Origin of the sequence: Streptomyces sp. NBC_01803 (assembly GCF_035917415.1) — a bacterium.
GTDB lineage: Bacteria > Actinomycetota > Actinomycetes > Streptomycetales > Streptomycetaceae > Streptomyces.
In genome coordinates, this window is sequence record NZ_CP109073.1 from 5,815,815 (window position 1) to 5,831,599 (window position 15,785).

Annotated in this window: 15 protein-coding genes; 12 read left to right on the forward strand and 3 right to left on the reverse strand. The window is 72.2% G+C overall.

Translation table 11 applies throughout. The features are described 5' to 3' along the window. The first annotated feature begins 114 nt into the window (after positions 1–114). The 10 genes from OIE51_RS26605 (at position 115) to OIE51_RS26650 (ending at position 11,691) form a co-directional block, all read left to right on the forward strand. The gene (locus tag OIE51_RS26605) at positions 115–1,260 is read left to right on the forward strand and encodes an ABC transporter substrate-binding protein (RefSeq protein WP_326600423.1); all 1,146 of its coding nucleotides are present in this window, start codon (positions 115–117) and stop codon (positions 1,258–1,260) included. Then, positions 1,257–3,119: an ABC transporter permease gene (locus tag OIE51_RS26610; RefSeq protein ID WP_326600424.1), complete on the forward strand. Its 1,863-nt coding sequence runs from the start codon at positions 1,257–1,259 to the stop codon at positions 3,117–3,119. The genes OIE51_RS26605 and OIE51_RS26610 overlap by 4 nt, the downstream gene beginning before the upstream one ends. Before the next feature lie 112 nt (positions 3,120–3,231). Then, the gene (locus OIE51_RS26615) at positions 3,232–4,350 is read left to right on the forward strand and encodes an ABC transporter ATP-binding protein (protein WP_326600425.1); all 1,119 of its coding nucleotides are present in this window, start codon (positions 3,232–3,234) and stop codon (positions 4,348–4,350) included. Positions 4,351–4,400: 50 nt separating this feature from the next. Next, the gene (locus tag OIE51_RS26620) at positions 4,401–5,363 is read left to right on the forward strand and encodes a TAXI family TRAP transporter solute-binding subunit (protein WP_326600426.1); all 963 of its coding nucleotides are present in this window, start codon (positions 4,401–4,403) and stop codon (positions 5,361–5,363) included. 99 nt (positions 5,364–5,462) lie between these two features. Next, entirely contained in the window at positions 5,463–6,422 is a 960-nt protein-coding gene (locus OIE51_RS26625) for a TAXI family TRAP transporter solute-binding subunit (RefSeq protein ID WP_326600427.1), read from the forward strand. Beyond that, the gene (locus tag OIE51_RS26630) at positions 6,419–7,123 is read left to right on the forward strand and encodes a class II aldolase/adducin family protein (RefSeq protein WP_326600428.1); all 705 of its coding nucleotides are present in this window, start codon (positions 6,419–6,421) and stop codon (positions 7,121–7,123) included. Before OIE51_RS26625 ends, OIE51_RS26630 begins: the two co-directional genes overlap by 4 nt. Before the next feature lie 52 nt (positions 7,124–7,175). After that, the gene (locus tag OIE51_RS26635; protein ID WP_326600429.1) at positions 7,176–7,919 is read left to right on the forward strand and encodes a dienelactone hydrolase family protein; all 744 of its coding nucleotides are present in this window, start codon (positions 7,176–7,178) and stop codon (positions 7,917–7,919) included. Between the two features lie 40 nt (positions 7,920–7,959). Beyond that, positions 7,960–8,943 carry a hypothetical protein gene (locus OIE51_RS26640; RefSeq protein WP_326600430.1) on the forward strand — a complete coding sequence of 328 codons (984 nt, stop codon included), beginning with the start codon at positions 7,960–7,962 and terminating at the stop codon, positions 8,941–8,943. A gap of 43 nt (positions 8,944–8,986) precedes the next feature. After that, positions 8,987–10,087: an alcohol dehydrogenase catalytic domain-containing protein gene (locus tag OIE51_RS26645; RefSeq protein ID WP_326600431.1), complete on the forward strand. Its 1,101-nt coding sequence runs from the start codon at positions 8,987–8,989 to the stop codon at positions 10,085–10,087. Then, a complete protein-coding gene (locus tag OIE51_RS26650) occupies positions 10,084–11,691 on the forward strand; it encodes a bifunctional 3-(3-hydroxy-phenyl)propionate/3-hydroxycinnamic acid hydroxylase (protein ID WP_326600432.1) in 1,608 nt (535 codons plus the stop codon). Before OIE51_RS26645 ends, OIE51_RS26650 begins: the two co-directional genes overlap by 4 nt. A gap of 53 nt (positions 11,692–11,744) precedes the next feature. On the opposite strand, the gene OIE51_RS26655 is transcribed toward OIE51_RS26650, so the two are convergent. After that, positions 11,745–12,527, reverse strand: coding sequence for an IclR family transcriptional regulator (locus tag OIE51_RS26655; protein ID WP_326600433.1), 783 nt, complete (start codon positions 12,525–12,527; stop codon positions 11,745–11,747). A gap of 68 nt (positions 12,528–12,595) precedes the next feature. Next, a complete protein-coding gene (locus tag OIE51_RS26660; RefSeq protein ID WP_326600434.1) occupies positions 12,596–13,090 on the reverse strand; it encodes a VOC family protein in 495 nt (164 codons plus the stop codon). Between the two features lie 157 nt (positions 13,091–13,247). On the opposite strand from OIE51_RS26660, the gene OIE51_RS26665 reads away from it, so the two are divergent. Beyond that, on the forward strand, positions 13,248–14,087 hold the full coding sequence (locus OIE51_RS26665; RefSeq protein ID WP_326600435.1) for a fumarylacetoacetate hydrolase family protein: 840 nt from the start codon (positions 13,248–13,250) through the stop codon (positions 14,085–14,087). Positions 14,088–14,309: 222 nt separating this feature from the next. Here the strand turns inward: OIE51_RS26665 and OIE51_RS26670 are convergent, their stop codons facing one another. Then, entirely contained in the window at positions 14,310–14,699 is a 390-nt protein-coding gene (locus OIE51_RS26670) for a type II toxin-antitoxin system PemK/MazF family toxin (RefSeq protein WP_442812025.1), read from the reverse strand. A gap of 598 nt (positions 14,700–15,297) precedes the next feature. On the opposite strand from OIE51_RS26670, the gene OIE51_RS26675 reads away from it, so the two are divergent. Next, positions 15,298–15,774 carry a hypothetical protein gene (locus OIE51_RS26675; protein WP_326600436.1) on the forward strand — a complete coding sequence of 159 codons (477 nt, stop codon included), beginning with the start codon at positions 15,298–15,300 and terminating at the stop codon, positions 15,772–15,774. Positions 15,775–15,785 lie beyond the last annotated feature (11 nt).

Genomic DNA, 15,785 nt, shown 5'->3' on the forward strand with positions numbered 1-15,785 from the left:
GGCCCTCCCCACCTCCTCAATCGAACGCCAATTCGAATGAAGTGCCGATAAGTCGTCTGTTTCGCGACGCTCATGAGCCGTGAAAGAGCCGCGAGAGAAAGAAAAGAGATTCCCGTGAGACGCCGTTCGCATCACCACTGGAGATACGCCACCGCCGCGACCGCCGCCACCGTGGCGATCGCCCTGACCGCCGGCTGCGGCTCCGACTCCGACTCCGGCAACTCCTCCGGCGGCGACGACGGGCCCTCGGCCGCCGACGCCGCGCAGCAGCGGCTCGCGGACAACCCCGCGCTGGCCGACCTCGTCGCCGCGGCCGAGGAGGAGGGCGCCCTCAGCCTCAACTGGGGCCTGCACGGGCAGGGCGGCCTCGACTCCCTGGTCGACGCCTTCCAGGAGGCATACGGCCTCGACCTGGACGTCACCCTCACCCCCGACCAGAACATGCCGGGCAACACCGCCAAGCTCATCCAGGAGCACAACGCCGGCTCCCCGTCGTCCACCGACGCCCTGCTCGGCAACCCCGAGCTGATCCGCAACGCCGCCCAGGCCGGCGCCCTCGCCGAGACCGACTGGGCGGCCGTCGCGCCGTGGACCGAGGGCCTGGCCAGCGGCGACAACATGGCGCTCAGCCTGCTCGACCAGATCCCCGGCTTCACCTACAACACCACCCTCATCAGCGAGGACGAGGTGCCGCGGACCGCCGCCGACGTCCTGGAGATGGACCAGGCGATCGCCAGCACCCCGTACGCCGCGCAGTTCAACGTGCTCGGCGCCGACGAGGCGATGGGCGTCGACGGCGTGCGCGACTACCTCCGCGCGTTCGAGCCCGAGGGCTACTTCGGCTGCGGCGAGCTGAACCGCGTGGCGTCCGGCGAGTTCGCCGCGCTGTGGATCTCCTGCGGCAAGAACCTCGCCGACGTCGTCGCCGAGGAGGGCGCCCCGCTGGAGACGGCCGTCCTGGCGGACGCGGCCAGCGTGTCGAGCTGGTACATGGGCATCCCCGAGAACGCCCAGCACCCGGCCGCCGCCACGCTGTTCGCGACCTGGCTGGTCACCCCGGAGGCGCAGGAGCTGCTCTACGAGCAGGAGTTCGCCGACAACCGCCTGGTCGAGGGCAGCCGGACCGCCCAGGAGATCGCCGAGTACGAGGCGGACGGCGTGAACTTCACCGAGGTCGACTACCAGTTCACCGCCGACCACCCCGAGCTCTACAACACCGAGTTCAAGGACGAGCTGATCGGGCTGCTGACGACCAAATGACCAACACCCAGGCAATCCAGGAAAACCAGGACACCCGGACCGGCACGGGGGCGACGCCGCCCCCGGCTGGCCAGGCCCCGCCCGCGCCCGGCCGCCGCCGGCGCCGCCGCCGGCCCACCGCCACCGGCGTCCTCGCGGCCCTCATCGCCGTCCCGGCCCTGTGCGTCGTCGCCCTGCTGATCCTCGTGACCTACCTGGGCTTCCGCGAGAACGGATCACCCGACGGCGCCCTCACGTTCGACAACTACACCTCGCTCTTCGGCGACTCCCAGGTCTGGGAGGTCGTCCTCAACACCCTGATCTACGTCGCCGTCACCCAGGTCGTCGCGCTCCTCCTCGGCACCGCCCTCGCGCTGCTGGTGGAGCGGACCGACTTCGGCTGGGAGCGCACCATCAACACCGCGATGGTGCTGCGCATCCTCATCCCCGGCTTCTTCACCGCCATGGGCTGGATCTTCCTGTTCCACCCGCGCGTCGGCGCCGTCAACCAGTGGCTGATGGAGTGGTTCGGCCTGTCCGAGGGGCCGGTCAACATCACGTCGCTGATCGGCATGGGCTTCGTCGAGGGCCTGGGCCTGTCCGCCCTCGTCTTCGTCATGGTCTCCAGCAGCCTCCGCTCCGTGGACGGCTCGCTGGAGGAGGCCGCCCGCGCCTCCGGCGCCGGTCCCTGGCGGGTGCTGCGCCGCGTGACGCTGCCGCTGATCTACCCCAGCATGCTCGGCGCGGGCATCTTCACCGCCACCATCGCCATCTCCTCCCTGGACATCCCGCTGATCATGGGCCTGTCCAACGGCATCCACGTCTTCAGCAGCTACCTGTACGTGGCGACCAACCCCTCGGTCGGCGTCACCGAGTACGGTGTCCCGGCGGCGTTCAGCGGTGTGATGATCCTGCTCGCGATCGGCTTCAGCCTCTGGTACCTGCGCACGCTGAAGTCGGCCCGCAAGTACCAGGTCGTCACCGGCAAGGGGTACCGGCCGGCGCGCGTCCCGCTGGGCCGCTGGCGCTGGGCCGCCTGGCTGTTCGTCGGCGGGTACTTCCTGTGGTCGGCCGTGCTGCCGTTCCTCATGGTCGTGTGGACCTCGCTGCTGCCCTACGTGCAGAAGCCGTCGGCCGAGGCCCTGGAGCACGTGTCGTTCGACAACTACCGGGACCTGGACTGGGACTACGTCCTGCGGGGCCTGGAGACCACGGTCAAGCTGATGGTGCTGGCACCCACCCTCGCGGTGCTGCTGAGCCTGGCGTTCTCCTACGTCGTGGTCCGCTCCCGGCTGCGTTTCCGCTACCTGTACGACTTCACGGCGTTCCTGCCGCAGGCCGTGCCGAGCACCATCTTCGCCTTCAGCGCCATGATCGCCGCCCTGTACTGGACCGACGGCTGGTACAGCCTCTACGGCACGCTGGCGATCCTCGTCGTGGTCATGGCCCTGATCCAGGTCGCGTTCGGCACCCGCATGTTCAACGCCGGGCTGGTGCAGATCCACACCGAGCTGGAGGAGGCGGCGGCCATGTCGGGCGCCTCCACCTGGGCGACCGTCCGCCGCGTCACCCTGCCGCTGCTGCGGCCCGTGGCCACGTACACCTGGCTGTGGCTGGCGCTGCTGACCCTGCGCGACCTGACCGTGCCGACGCTGCTCGGCTCGCAGGACACGCTCACCCTCTCCGTGGCCTCCTGGATGCTCTACAACACCGGCCAGGTCGGCGCCTCCTCGGCGGTCACGCTGCTGATGATCCTGTTCATGACCCCGGTCGTCGTGCTGTTCCTCGTCTTCACACGCGGCCGGTCGGGCGCGGGCCCCGGAGCCGGTGCCAGGGCCGGGGGCCCGGCCGGCGGAGCGGCGGGGGGAACGGGCCTGTGACGCCGCGCCACCCGGCGACGACCGGGACACCGCGGCCGGCCGGGACACCGCGGCCGGCCGGGACACCGCGGCCGACGGAGACACCGCTGACAACGGAGAAGGAGGACCACTCATGACCGGCACCGGCAACCGCCCACTCGCCGTGGAGGGCCTGCGCAAGGGCTTCGCGGACCGCGACACCACGGTCAGGGCCGTGGACGACGTGAGCTTCGAGCTGAAGGAGGGCGAGCTGTACACCCTGCTCGGCCCCTCGGGCTGCGGCAAGACGTCGACGCTGCGCTCGGTCGCGGGCCTGGAACGCCCGGACGGCGGGCGCGTCGTCATCGACGGCACCGTGGTCGCCGACCCCGCCGCGGGCCACTTCGTCCCGGCCAACAAGCGCGACATCGGCATGGTGTTCCAGAGCTACGGCATCTGGCCGCACATGACGGTCTTCGACAACGCCGCGTTCCCGCTCCAGGTGGCCAGGACCAGGACGCCGAAGGCGGAGATAGCCGAACGGGTGGGCGGTGCCCTGGCCGCCGTGCAGCTCGACGCGTACGCCGGGCGCATGGCCACCCAGTTGTCCGGCGGCCAGCAGCAGCGCCTCGCGCTGGCCCGCGCCCTGGTCCGGCGCCCCAAGCTGCTGCTGCTGGACGAGCCGCTGTCCAACCTGGACGCCAAGCTCCGGCAGGCGATGCGCGCGGAGCTGTCCGCGCTCCAGAAGCAGCTCGGCATCACCACCCTCTATGTGACCCACGACCAGGACGAGGCGCTGAGCATGTCCAGCCGCATCGCCGTGATGTCGGCGGGGCGCATCGTCCAGGAGGGCAGCCCGCGCGACATCTACCAGCGTCCCGCGACCCGGTTCGTGGCCGACTTCGTCGGTACGACCAACTTCCTGCCCGGCACGGTCGCCGGCACCGGCGGTGACGGCACCCGCATCGGGACGGCCGTCGGCGAGCTGGTCGGCACCGGCGGGCACGGCGCGAGCGCCGGGGAGGCGGTGCTGCTGGCCGTGCGGCCCGAGTCCGTCCGGCTGCACCTGACCGAGCCGGGCCCGGCGGCCAACGTCATCACCGGCGAGGTCGAGCAGGTGATGTTCGTCGGCGAGCGCGTCGACTGTCACGTCCGCGTCGGCGACGACGTGTGGGTCACCCGGCAGGAGCCCTACCTGGCCGCCGTCTCCGGCGACAAGGCGTGGCTGGAGCTGCCCGCCGAGTCCCTGTCCGTCATCCCCACCCGGGACTGACCGCGCGCGCCCGCCCGCGGGCGCAGATCTTCCAAGGAGAACCAGACCGCATGCTCACCGACCCGATCGATGTGCGGATCCTCTGTCCGGGCCAGAACTGGATGGCGATCGGCAGCCTGATCGCCAACGGCCTCAACGGCTACTACAGCCGCCTGCCGGACGGCTCGACGGTCGCGGCCGTCACCGGCTGCCCGCCGGCCGCCCTCGGGATGGACGGGCCCCGCCTGGTCGCCGAGGGGACGTACACGATGGCGATCACCACCCCGGCCTGGAACCTGACGATGGCCCGGGAGGGGAAGGGCCCCTACGCCGAGCCGCTGCCGCTGCGGGCGCTGGCCGTGTTCCCCCACGACGACCGGCTGGCGTTCGCCGTGCGCCGGGAGACGGGCATCGGGAGCCTGCGCGACATCGCGGAGCGGAAGCCGCCGCTGCGGCTGTCCGTGCCGCCGCGCGAGCAGGGCCATCCCGTGACCTGGGTGCTGGACGAGATCCTCGCCCGGTACGGCTTCACGCCCGAGGACGTCGAGGGCTGGGGCGGCGAGGTGCTCAGGGACCGGCCCCGCAACCAGAACGCGCCTGGCTCCGTGCCGGTCGATCCGTCGTTCGACGCGGTGTTCGACGAAGCGGTCATGACGATGCGCTGGCGGCGCATCACCTCCGAGTACGCCATCCGGTTTCTGCCGCTGGACCCGGAGGTGCTCGCGCACTGCGCCGCCCTGGGCATGCCGCCGGGCGTCCTGGAGCGGGGGCGGCTGCGCGGTGTCGACGCGGACGTGCCGACGATCGACTTCTCCGGATGGGTGCTCTACTGCGCCGAGTCGATGCCCGACGAGCTGGCGTATCTCACCGTGCGCGCCATCGAGGAGCAGCGGGAGAACATCTCCGCCCGCTTCACCGGACCCACCCCGGCGATGACCAGCCCGCTGGACATGCGCCGCGCGGCGTGCGACGTGCCCGTGCCGCTGCATCCGGGGGCCGAGGAGTACTACCGCGAGGCGGGCCACCTGGCATAAGGGGCCGGGCCGGCCTTGCGTGATGGCCACCCGACCCTCTACCGTGTTTCATATAACAAGACATTCATCCTGCAAAACAGGACATCATCAGGAGGCGTGATGACGCACCGTCCGCCGGAGCCGACGATCGACCGGTCGATCACCCTGCACCTGCGGGGCGACTGGGGCACGGCCAACCTCCACCGCGTCTGCGGCTGGATCTCGCAGGAGCTGACCGACCGCAGCGGCCCGCACACCAGGGTCGCCGTCTGGAACAGCCGGGGCTTCTCCGACGCGGTGCGCGCGGTGGGCCGGGGCGAGGTCCAGGTCGCCATGACCACCCCCGTCGCGTTCACCACCGCGGCACTCGACGGACGCGGCGTCTTCGCGGACGAGAGCTTCCCCGACCTGCGGGCCCTCGGTGTCGTGCCGCAGCGCGACCGCCTGGTGATGGGCGTGCGCCGGTCCCTGGGCATCACGTCGTTCGCCCAGCTCCGGGAGGCCAAGCCCGCCCTGCGGCTGGCCACCTCCGTCCACGACGGGGTGAACTACGTCGGCCTGGCCGCGCACGAGCTGCTCACCCGCTCCGGGATCGACGTCACCGGCTGGGGCGGCGAGCTGCTGACGGACGAGCGGCCGTTCGAGACGTTCGGGCACGTCCTGGCCGGCCGGGCGGACGCCGTGGTCCACGAGGCGTACATGCTGCCCCACTGGCAGGAGTTCGGCGCCGATTTCCACTTCCTCGAAGTGGAGCAGGCCGTCCTGGACAGCCTGTGGCGGGACTACTCGTGGCCGTCCGCCGAGGTGGACGAGGGACACTTCCCCGGCGCCCCCGCGTTCCGCACCCTGGACTTCTCCGACTTCCTGGTCCTCACCCGCGCCGACCTCGCCGACGACGTGGCCTACGCCATCGCGTGGGTGCTGGGCGAGACGCGGGACGTCCTGGAGCGCCAGTACCGGCACATCCCGCCCGAGCGGAGCCCGGTGACGTACCCGCTGGACCCGGTGACGATGGGCAGGACCCCGGTTCCGCTGCACCCCGGCGCCGCCCGCTACTACGACGCCCTGCCGCGGCCGTGAACGCGGCGGAGGCCAGGACCCTGGCCGTCGAGGCGTCCCGCGCGCTGGCCGCCGCGGGCCAGGGGGACATGGTGTGGGGGCACGTCGCGGTGCGCGACCCCGAAGGGCGCGGCATCTGGATCAAGGCGCCCGGCTGGGGTCTTGAGGAGGTCACCGGGGACCGGCTCCAGCTCGTGTCGTTCGACGCCGAGGTCCTGGTGGGGGAGGGCACCGCGCACAAGGAGTGCCCGATCCACCTGGAGATCCTGCGGGCCCGGCCCGACCTGGTGTGCACCGTCCACACCCACGCCGCGTCCGCCGTGGCGTTCGCCGCTCTGGACACCGTCCTGCTGCCGCTCTCCCACGAGGGCGCGCTGTTCGGCGGCCAGGACGTGCCGCGCTTCGCGGAGACGGGCGGCCTGGTCAGCACCCCGGAGCTGGGCGGGGCGCTGGCCGCCGCGCTGGGCGACGCGCCCGCCGCGCTGATGCCCAAGCACGGGCTGGTCGCCGCCGGGGCGAGCGTCCCCGCCGCCGTCATGCACGCCGTGCTGCTGGACCGCGCCTGCCGCACCCAGCTCACCGCGCTGGCCGCCGGGCCGGTGCGGGTGTGGTCCGACGCCGCCGAGGCACACGCCAAGCGCGCCGAGTGCTGGCCCGCCGGCCAACTGGAGGCCGGCTGGCGCTATCTGGTGCGGCGCGCCGCCGCCCGGGACCGGACCTGACCCCGGGACCGACACCGAGAACAGCCCTACCGTGACGAAGGAAGACACGCAGATGAACGACCCCCACGCCCCCGCCCTCTCGGCCGACTGGGTGACCGTCCCCACCGGCGACGGCCCGATGCGGGTGTACGCCGCCCGGCCCGCCGCCGCCGCCGACCGGGCCGTGGTCGTGCTCCAGGAGGCGTTCGGCGTCAACGACCACATCCAGGACATCGCCCGCCACTTCGCCGCCCGCGGCTTTCTCGCGCTGGCGCCCGACCTGTTCCACCGCAACGGCGTGGGAACCCTCGGGTACGAGCAGCACGCCGAGGCGATGCCGCTGATCGGCGCGATCGGGCCCGACGCGATCATCACCGACGTCCGCGCCGTGCTGGACCACCTCGCCGCCGCCGAGGGCATCGACACGGGCCGGACCGCGATCACCGGGTTCTGCTTCGGCGGCCGAGCCGCGTTCACCGCCGCCACGGCGATCCCGGGGCTGGCCGCGACCGTCGTGTTCTACGGCCCCGGCATCGCGGCGGGCCCGCACGCCGTGCTGGACCGCGCCACGGCCCTCGACGCGCCGCTGCTGCTGCACGTCGGCGCCGAGGACCCGACCATCCCCGCCGAGCAGGTGCGGGCCATCGACACCGCGCTGACCGGCGCGGGCGTCGAGTTCGAGCAGCACGTGTACGCCGGCGCCGGGCACGCGTTCGCCTGCGACGCCCGCCCGCACATGTACCGCGACGAGCAGGCCGGGACCGCGTGGCACCGCACCTGGGCGTTCCTCGACCACCACCTGCCCCCGGCCGTCTGAGTCCGTATCCGCAAGTCACTCAAGGAACAAGGGAGTTCCCATGGGAACCGTCTCCGAGATCATCGCGGTGATGGGCTCCGACGAGCCGCTGCGCACCGTCGAGCGGGACGAGGACGCGCTGCTGGGTCCGCCGCACCCCAGCCCGTTCCCCGTCAAACTCTGGCGCGACCACGAGCCGTTGACCGTCGTGCACTTCCCCCAGCGGTTCACGGCCCGGCCGTTCGCGCCGCCGCGCGGCGTCTACGAGAACGACCGGATCCGCGTGGAGTGGCAGACCATGGACAACCGGCAGCCGTTCTACCACCGCAACAGCGACGTCGACGAGATCTCGTACCAGGTGGCGGGCGAGCGGACCCTGATGACGGAGCTGGGCGTCGTGGAGCACCGGCCCGGGGAGTTCTCCCGCCTGCCGCGCGGCGTCGTGCACGACAACTACGGGCGCCGGGAGAGCCATCTCCTCTTCTACACCCCCGCCCCCGTGGCCGAGGAGCGGGAGCCGGTGCGGCTGTCCGAGCCGGTCCTGCCCCCGTTCCCCGGCTGGGAGCCCGGCGAGGTCAACGAGGCGATCACCCAGTGCATGGGCACCCCCGGCCACGACATCGCCGTCTTCCCGGTGAACGAACGCTCCCTGCTGGAGCGGGCGTTCACCGAGAAGGAGCGGCTGCGGGTGCTGCGCGGCGCCGACGTGCCCGGCACCACCTGGCTCTACCGCTCGCCGGCGCTGCGCCTGGGCGCCGTGCGGAGGGCCGCCTGCGACGGCCGCGTCTACCGCCGCACCCTGGACGCCGACGAGATCCAGTACCAGATCAGCGGCACCCGCGTCCTGGTCTCCCAGCGCGGCGTCGTCCGGCTGGAGCCCGGTGACTTCGTGCGGATCCCCCTCGGCCTGGCCCACACCAGCGTCCACGCGGCGGACAGCGAGCACATCGTGCTGCTGTCGGACCGCGAGCTGCCGCAGGTCGCCGAGACCTCCCGCACCGCCGAGCCGTACACCCCCGGCCTCCTCGCCGCCCTGCGCGACTGACCGACCCCACGCCGTACCGAACGACACGAGAAGGCGACGCCCTATGACCGCCATGCTGGCCGCGCGGGCCGAACAAGGCTCCGACGCGCTGCACCTGACGAAGATATCCGTGCCCGAGCCCGGACCCCTGGACGTCCTCGTCAAGGTCGCCTCCGCCGGACTCGCGCCCGGCATGATGAAGCTCCTCGCCCAGGGCGCGTTCAAGCACCTGCCCACCACCCTCGGCCACGAGGCCGCCGGGACCGTCGCCGCCGTCGGCTCCGGCGTGACCGGCGTCGCGGCCGGCGACCGGGTGCGGGTGCATCCCAACCTCACCTGCCGGTCCTGCCGTTACTGCCGGACCGACCGCGAGATGATGTGCCGCCAGCAGGCGATGATGGGACACGCCGCGTTCAGCGACGTGCCGATGCCGCTGTACGACGCCTACCACGACGGCGGGCTCGCCGAGTACGTGCGCGCCCCGCACTGGCTGATCGACCCGCTGCCCGACATGGTCGGCTTCGACGTCGGCGCCAAGGTCCACGACCTGGCCAACGCCGTCCGGGCGCTGAAGTGCGCCGACCTGCCGCTGGGTTCGACCCTGATCGTCACCGCCGCCACCGGCACCATGGGCACCGCGACCATCAAGCTCGCCCCCCACTACGGCGTCGCCCGGCTGATCCTCGTCGGCCGCAGCGCCGAACGCCTCGACGCCGTACGGCACCTGGCGGGGGACGTGCCCACCGAGACCGTCGCGCTGGAGGAGCTGCCCGCCGGCTGGGAGACCGACGGAGGCCTGACCGCGGCCCTGCGCCGCGTCGTTCCCGACGGCGCGGACGCCGTGCTGGACTTCGTGCCCGACGGGCCCGCCACCTACCAGGCGATGGCCGCGCTCACCACCGGCGGCACCCTGGTCCACATGGGCGCCAACCGCGCCCCGCTGCCGTTCCCGATGATCGCCCTGATGGTCAACTGCTGGCGCGTGGTGGGGACCCGCGCCTGTACCCGCACCGACGCGGTGGAGGTCCTCGGCCTGCTGGAGCGCGGCGCGCTCGACGCGGAGGAGCTGATCACCCACCGGTTCCCGCTGGCCGAGGCCGACCGCGCCGTCGCCGCCATGCTCAGCCGCACCGAGCCGATCTGGATGGCGGTGGTCAACCCATGAGTGGCAGAACCAGGGCCCCCGAGCCGGTGCTCGTGGTGGGCGGCGGCCCGGTCGGGCTGACCGTCGCCAACCTACTGGCCGCCCGCGGCGTGCGCGTCGTGCTGGTCGAGCGCAACGCCTCCACCAGCGACGAGGCCAAGGCGATCAGCCTGGACGACGAGTCGCTGCGGACCCTCCAGGCCGCCGACCTCGCCGACAAGGTGCTGGAGATCGTCGTGCCGGGCACCGGCACCCGCTACTACGACCGGCGCGGCCGGGTCCTGTTCCACGCGCAGGGGCCCGAACCGTACCGGCTGGGCTACCCGTTCAAGAACCAGTTCGCCCAGCCGGAGCTGGAGCGGGTCCTGCTGGACTCGCTCAAGTCCCGCCCGGAGGCCGAGGTCCGCTTCTCCACCGAGCTGGTGTCGGTCGCCGAGGACGCCGGCGGCGCCACCGCGGGGCTGCGCGCCACCGGCGCCGGCGCGGCGGAGACGGCCGAGGAACTCCGCGTCTCCTGGGTGCTGGCGTGCGACGGGGGCCGTTCCACCGTCCGCGAGCTGCGCGGCATCGACATGACCGGCACCAGTCACCAGGTGGTGTGGCTGGTCGCCGACACCACCGGCGACCACCACGACGAGCGCTTCGGCATGCACCGCGGCACCCCCGACCGGCCCACCGTCATCGTGCCGGGCCGCAACGGGCGTTGCCGGTACGAGTTCCTGCTCCACCCCGGCGAGGGCGAGAAGGGCGTCAGCCCCGGCTTCGAGACCGTCCGGCGGCTGGTGGCGCCCTACCGGTCCCTCACCGAGGACCAGGTCGAGCGCTGCACCACCTACACGTTCAACGCGGTGATCGCCGACCGCTGGCGCGACGGCCGCTGCCTGCTGCTGGGCGACGCCGCCCACATGATGCCGCCGTTCGCCGGGCAGGGCCTCAACTCCGGTGTGCGGGACGCCGCCAACGTCGCGTGGAAGATCGACGAGGTGTGGCACGGCCGCGCCGGGCACGGGCTGCTGGACACCTACGAGGCGGAGCGCCGCCCGCACGCCACCGCCATGGTCCGTTTCTCCGAGCGGCTCGGCGACATCGTGATGACCACCGCGCGCCGCCGCGCCCTGGCGCGTGACGTGGCGGCCCGCGCGCTGCTGCTGACGCCGCCCGGCCGCCGCTTTCTGACGGAGATGCGGTTCCGGCCCCGGGCCCGGCACACGGCGGGGCTGGTCTTCGGCGATCACCCGCTGACCGGCACGCAGCTTTCCCAGCCCCGGGTCCTGGTGCCGCCCAGCCTGCGGCCCCGGCGGCTGGACGACGTGCTCGGCCACGGCCTGGCGCTGCTCGGCGTCGATGTCCCGGACGCCGCCTGGCAGCGGCTGGGGTCCGGGCCGTGGCGGGACGCGACGTGGCCGATCCGCCGGATCGACGTGTTCCTCGGCGACCGCCTGCCGCGCCCCGCGCCCGGCCGGCACGCCGTGGCGGACGCGGACGGGCGGCTGGAGGAGGCGCTGGCCGCCGCGCGGAACCGGTTCGTGCTGGTGAAGCCGGACCGGTACATCGCCGCCGTCATGGGGCCCGACGAGCTGGCCTCGGTGGGCGCCGCCCTCCGGGCCCGGCTGACGGGCCCCTGACCCCGGCTCCGATCCCGGCCCGGCCTGCGCGCCGGGCGCGGCCGGCACCGGTCTCAGCCGGTGCCGGCCGCGCCGCGTACCCGGTCGGACAGCTCGTCCGCCGCCTCGCGCACCGCCGCCACGAAGCGGGGCACCTCGGTGCCGGGCACCCGGTGGGAGAGGGCGGCGACGCTGAGCGCGGCGACGACCCGGTCGTCCCCGCCGCGCACGGGGGCCGCAATGCCGATGACGTCCGGGTCCAGCTCGCCCCGGCCGACCGCGTGCCCGCGCTCGCGGATCGCGGCCAGCCGCCCGCGCAGCGCGTCCGGGTCGGTGAGGGTGGCGTCGGTGAAACGGGGGAGCGGCCCGGCGAGCAGCTCGTCGAGGTCGCCGGGGGGCGCCCAGGCCAGCAGGACGAGGGCGGCGGCGCCGGCGTTCACGGGCAGCACCTGGCCGCGTTCGTAGCTCAGCCGCAGCGTGTGCCCGGCCTCCTCGCGTTCCAGGCAGACGACGGCGGGCCCGGCGCGGCGGGTGAGGAGCGCGGGGTGGCCGGTGCGGCGGACGAGGTCGCGCATGACGGGCCGGGCGAGGCCGGAGAGGCCGACGCCCTTGCGGGCGAGGCGGGCGAGGTCCAGGACGCGGGGGCCGAGGCGGAAGCCGGGGCCGCCGTCCTCGTTCTCCGTCAGGAAGCCGTTGGAGGTGAGGCTCTGGAGATAGCGGTAGGCCGTGGAGCGGGCGACGCCCAGGTGGGTCGCGACCTCGCCGGCGGTGAGGGCCAGGCGGTCGTCGGCGAAGAGCAGGAGGATGTCCAGCGCGCGGTCGGCGGTGGAGTTCCGCCCGCGATACCCCTGGCTCATTCCCGCAAATCGCGTATGGGTTCCTGACATGCGAGAAAGATACCAGGGGTGCGGGGGCCGTCCGGGTGTTACTGAACGGGCTGGTAGGCGGCGCCGCCGTCCTCGAGCAGACGCTCGGCCTCGGCGTAGATCTCCTCGGCGGGCAGGCCGAAGTCGATCGACTTGCGGAAGGGCTGGCGCACGTCCCGCTCGATCCTCAGGTACACCTCGTTCCGGTTGCCCTCCGGGTCGAAGAAGTAGATCCCGAAGGCGTTGCCGTGGGTGACCTCCTGCTGGACCTTCACGCCCTCCTCCTCGAACTTCCGGTGGAAGGCGCGGATGTCGTCCAGCGAGGCCACGCGCCAGGAGATCTGGTGCTGCTGCTTGTCGCCGATCGCGGCGGTGCGGCCGGCCTGGAGGACGAACTCGTGGTGCTCGTCCTCCGGCCGGGCGCTGAAGAAGACGATGCCGAGGCCCTCGTCCTCGTCGGTGACGGTCAGGCCCAGCAGGCGCTCGTAGAAGTCCCTCATCTTCGGCAGGTCGTACACCCACAGGCCCGTGTGGCCCAGTCCGGTGATCGCCATGTGCTTCTCCTCGGCGGCTTGTCGTGTCCCGTTTACTAGGACTATTATCCTGTATTACGAAACAAGAGTACGATCGGGCGCGACGGCAGTCAATGAGTGCGGTGACCGAGAGACCTGCGGAAACCTGAGAGAACTTGAGAGAAGAGGTGCGTGTTCCATGCGACTTGCGACGCTGCGCGTCCCGGGCGGTACCTGTGCGGCGCGGCTGGAGGGGGAGGAGTACGTGCCGCTGCCGTACCGCGACCTCGGCGCCCTGCTGGCCGTGGGCGAGGACTGGCGCACCGTGCCGGCGGCCGAGGGGGCGCGGCCCGTCCCGGTCGGCGAGGCCGTGTACGCGACGCTGGTCCCGCACCCGAACAAGATCATCTGCCTGGGCCTCAACTACGCGTCCCACATCAAGGAGATGGGCCGCGACACCCCGAAGCACCCGACGCTGTTCGCCAAGTACGACGGCTCGCTGATCGGCGCGTACGACCCGGTCACCCTGCCGGTCGTCAGCGACCGCGTGGACTGGGAGGCCGAGCTGGGCTTCGTCGTCGGCCGCCCCGCCCGGCACGTGCCGAAGGAGAAGGCGCTCGACCATGTCGCGGGCTACACCGTCGTCAACGACGTGACGGTCCGCGACTACCAGCGCCGGACCCGGGAGTTCCTGTCGGGCAAGACCTTCGAGGCCACCACCCCGGTCGGCCCGGTCCTCGTCACCCCCGGCGAACTCGGCCCCGGCGAACCCGACCTGGAGATCCGCTGCGAGGTCGACGGCGAGGTGATGCAGCGCTCGCGCACGTCCGACCTGCTGTTCGGGATCGCCGACATCCTCTCCTACATCAGCGACATCATCACCCTGCTCCCGGGCGACGTGATCTGCACCGGCACCCCCGGCGGTGTCGGGGACGGCCGCGACCCCAAGGTCTACCTCAAGCCCGGCCAGACCCTGCGCACCGTCATCGAGGGCATCGGCGAACTGCGCAACGTCTGCGTCCCGGAGCGCGTGGCCTGACCACGCCCTCCGCCCGGTGAACTCCCCGGCCGGTTCCGCCCTGACCCGGCCGGGGTTCCCCGGCACCCCGCCGAGCGCTCAGTGGTGTGTGTCACAAAGGGCTTAATACTCCAGCCGTAGATCGTGATCTCGATGGTGAGGGGCGCCGAGGAGACAGGTGGCCAGCGTCGATCGTCTGGACGAGATCGGCCACGCCATCGGGGGCGTCCGTTCCTTCTCGGCCTACGCGAGTCCGCCGAGACGGAGGGCGTCCCTTATCTCGCTGAGCTTCGCGGTCGTCGCCCGGGTCCACTCCTTCTCCTGTTCACCGAGTCGGAGGGCATCCTCGATCTCGCTGAGCTTCGCTGAGGACAGGGCGCCCGCCCGCTCGATCAGGTCGTCTCGGGACACGGTGGTCAGCCACGTGCAAGGGGTAAAGCCTGGACGCGGGAACGCGAACCGCAGCACGCCTTCAAAGGGCAGTCCTTCCATGGCGCCTACTACCACTTCGACGCCCAGACCGCTGATGTCGACGCCCGCCTGTTTTCGACGGGCTGTATTGGCCCTCCTCGACGCTTCCTCGTCATTGCAACACCTTCGGGGTCTTGTGTTGCGACGAGATCTAGAACTCACCCCGTCCTAGACAGGGAGGTGTTGCGGTACAAATTGCCGCTCCGTAGCGGTGAATCCGGCGGGAAGCGCCCGCCCGCGTCTGCGCTGGTCCCGTAGAAGATGGGGCATGACACCAGGAGACGCACGGCGGTGGGTCGAGGATGCGATGTGGCGGGTGGCTGACCTGACGCGGGCCTATCTCACCCGGGACCGCGCGATGGTCGCGGCCTGCCTTGCGGACCTGGACGGCCAGCACCCGCACAGCCACCGGCCCCGCCACGGCGCTCCCCGCGCCCTGGCGGGGTCCTTTTCTGCATTCAGGGCGAAGGAACGCGGGGCTCGCACGGGACCTCCCAAATTTGGGAGGTCCCGTCTCCGCGAGGGTGGACCTGCGGCCGTCCCAGCCCCGGCACGGTCTCCCGCTCGGTAGTGTCCTGTCCGTGCTCATCGCCAACATCGCGCCCAGGAGCATGGGCAAGACGACCGACACAGGGTGGATGCTCCACGCCCTGCACGAAGCGCGCGCCGAAGACGGCAGCCCAAGTACAAGGTCCGCGGGTACGACGCCGACCACTCCCGACAGCTCGTCACCTGGGCGACCGGCCCGGGCGAGTTCCCCATGCCCGTAGAGGCGGCGGCCAGCTCCCGCTTCCACCGCGAGGTCACCATCCCTTCCGACACGGTGTGCGTCGTGGACTGCGGCCACACCGAGAACCACCCGGACATCACCGACAGCGTGCTGCGCGTGGCCGACCTGGTGATCCTGCACCTCACCCCGTCGACCGCCGACGTGCAGCGGGTGGTCGACCCGCCCGTAGGTGTCCCGATCGCCGACATGGTGGCCCGCTCCGCTCCGCTGCGCGCCGATGGCACCGCCCCGCCGGCCTGGGCGCTGCTCAACCGCACCGTGCCGAACGCCAAGTCCACGCAAGAGGCACGAGACTGGCTGGCAGCCGAAGAGTGGAAGGTATTCACCACCACCATCCGGGGCGTGGAAGATTTCAAGCAGAGCGTGGGCATGCCCATCACGGGAGCCAGCCGTACCGAGTTCGGCGCGCTGATCACCGAACTGGAAACCCGAGGGCTGATCAAGTGAGCGCGCGTCGC

Bases quoted from the DNA above. Each gene is read 5' to 3' on its own strand.
- OIE51_RS26610 (WP_326600424.1), top strand. From the start codon at position 1,257: ATGACCAACACCCAGGCAATCCAGGAAAACCAGGACACCCGGACCGGC.
- OIE51_RS26615 (WP_326600425.1), top strand. From the start codon at position 3,232: ATGACCGGCACCGGCAACCGCCCACTCGCCGTGGAGGGCCTGCGCAAG.
- OIE51_RS26620 (WP_326600426.1), top strand. From the start codon at position 4,401: ATGCTCACCGACCCGATCGATGTGCGGATCCTCTGTCCGGGCCAGAAC.
- OIE51_RS26625 (WP_326600427.1), top strand. From the start codon at position 5,463: ATGACGCACCGTCCGCCGGAGCCGACGATCGACCGGTCGATCACCCTG.
- OIE51_RS26635 (WP_326600429.1), top strand. From the start codon at position 7,176: ATGAACGACCCCCACGCCCCCGCCCTCTCGGCCGACTGGGTGACCGTC.
- OIE51_RS26640 (WP_326600430.1), top strand. From the start codon at position 7,960: ATGGGAACCGTCTCCGAGATCATCGCGGTGATGGGCTCCGACGAGCCG.
- OIE51_RS26645 (WP_326600431.1), top strand. From the start codon at position 8,987: ATGACCGCCATGCTGGCCGCGCGGGCCGAACAAGGCTCCGACGCGCTG.
- OIE51_RS26650 (WP_326600432.1), top strand. From the start codon at position 10,084: ATGAGTGGCAGAACCAGGGCCCCCGAGCCGGTGCTCGTGGTGGGCGGC.
- OIE51_RS26655 (WP_326600433.1), bottom strand. From the start codon at position 12,527: ATGAGCCAGGGGTATCGCGGGCGGAACTCCACCGCCGACCGCGCGCTG.
- OIE51_RS26660 (WP_326600434.1), bottom strand. From the start codon at position 13,090: ATGGCGATCACCGGACTGGGCCACACGGGCCTGTGGGTGTACGACCTG.
- OIE51_RS26665 (WP_326600435.1), top strand. From the start codon at position 13,248: ATGCGACTTGCGACGCTGCGCGTCCCGGGCGGTACCTGTGCGGCGCGG.
- OIE51_RS26675 (WP_326600436.1), top strand. From the start codon at position 15,298: ATGCCCGTAGAGGCGGCGGCCAGCTCCCGCTTCCACCGCGAGGTCACC.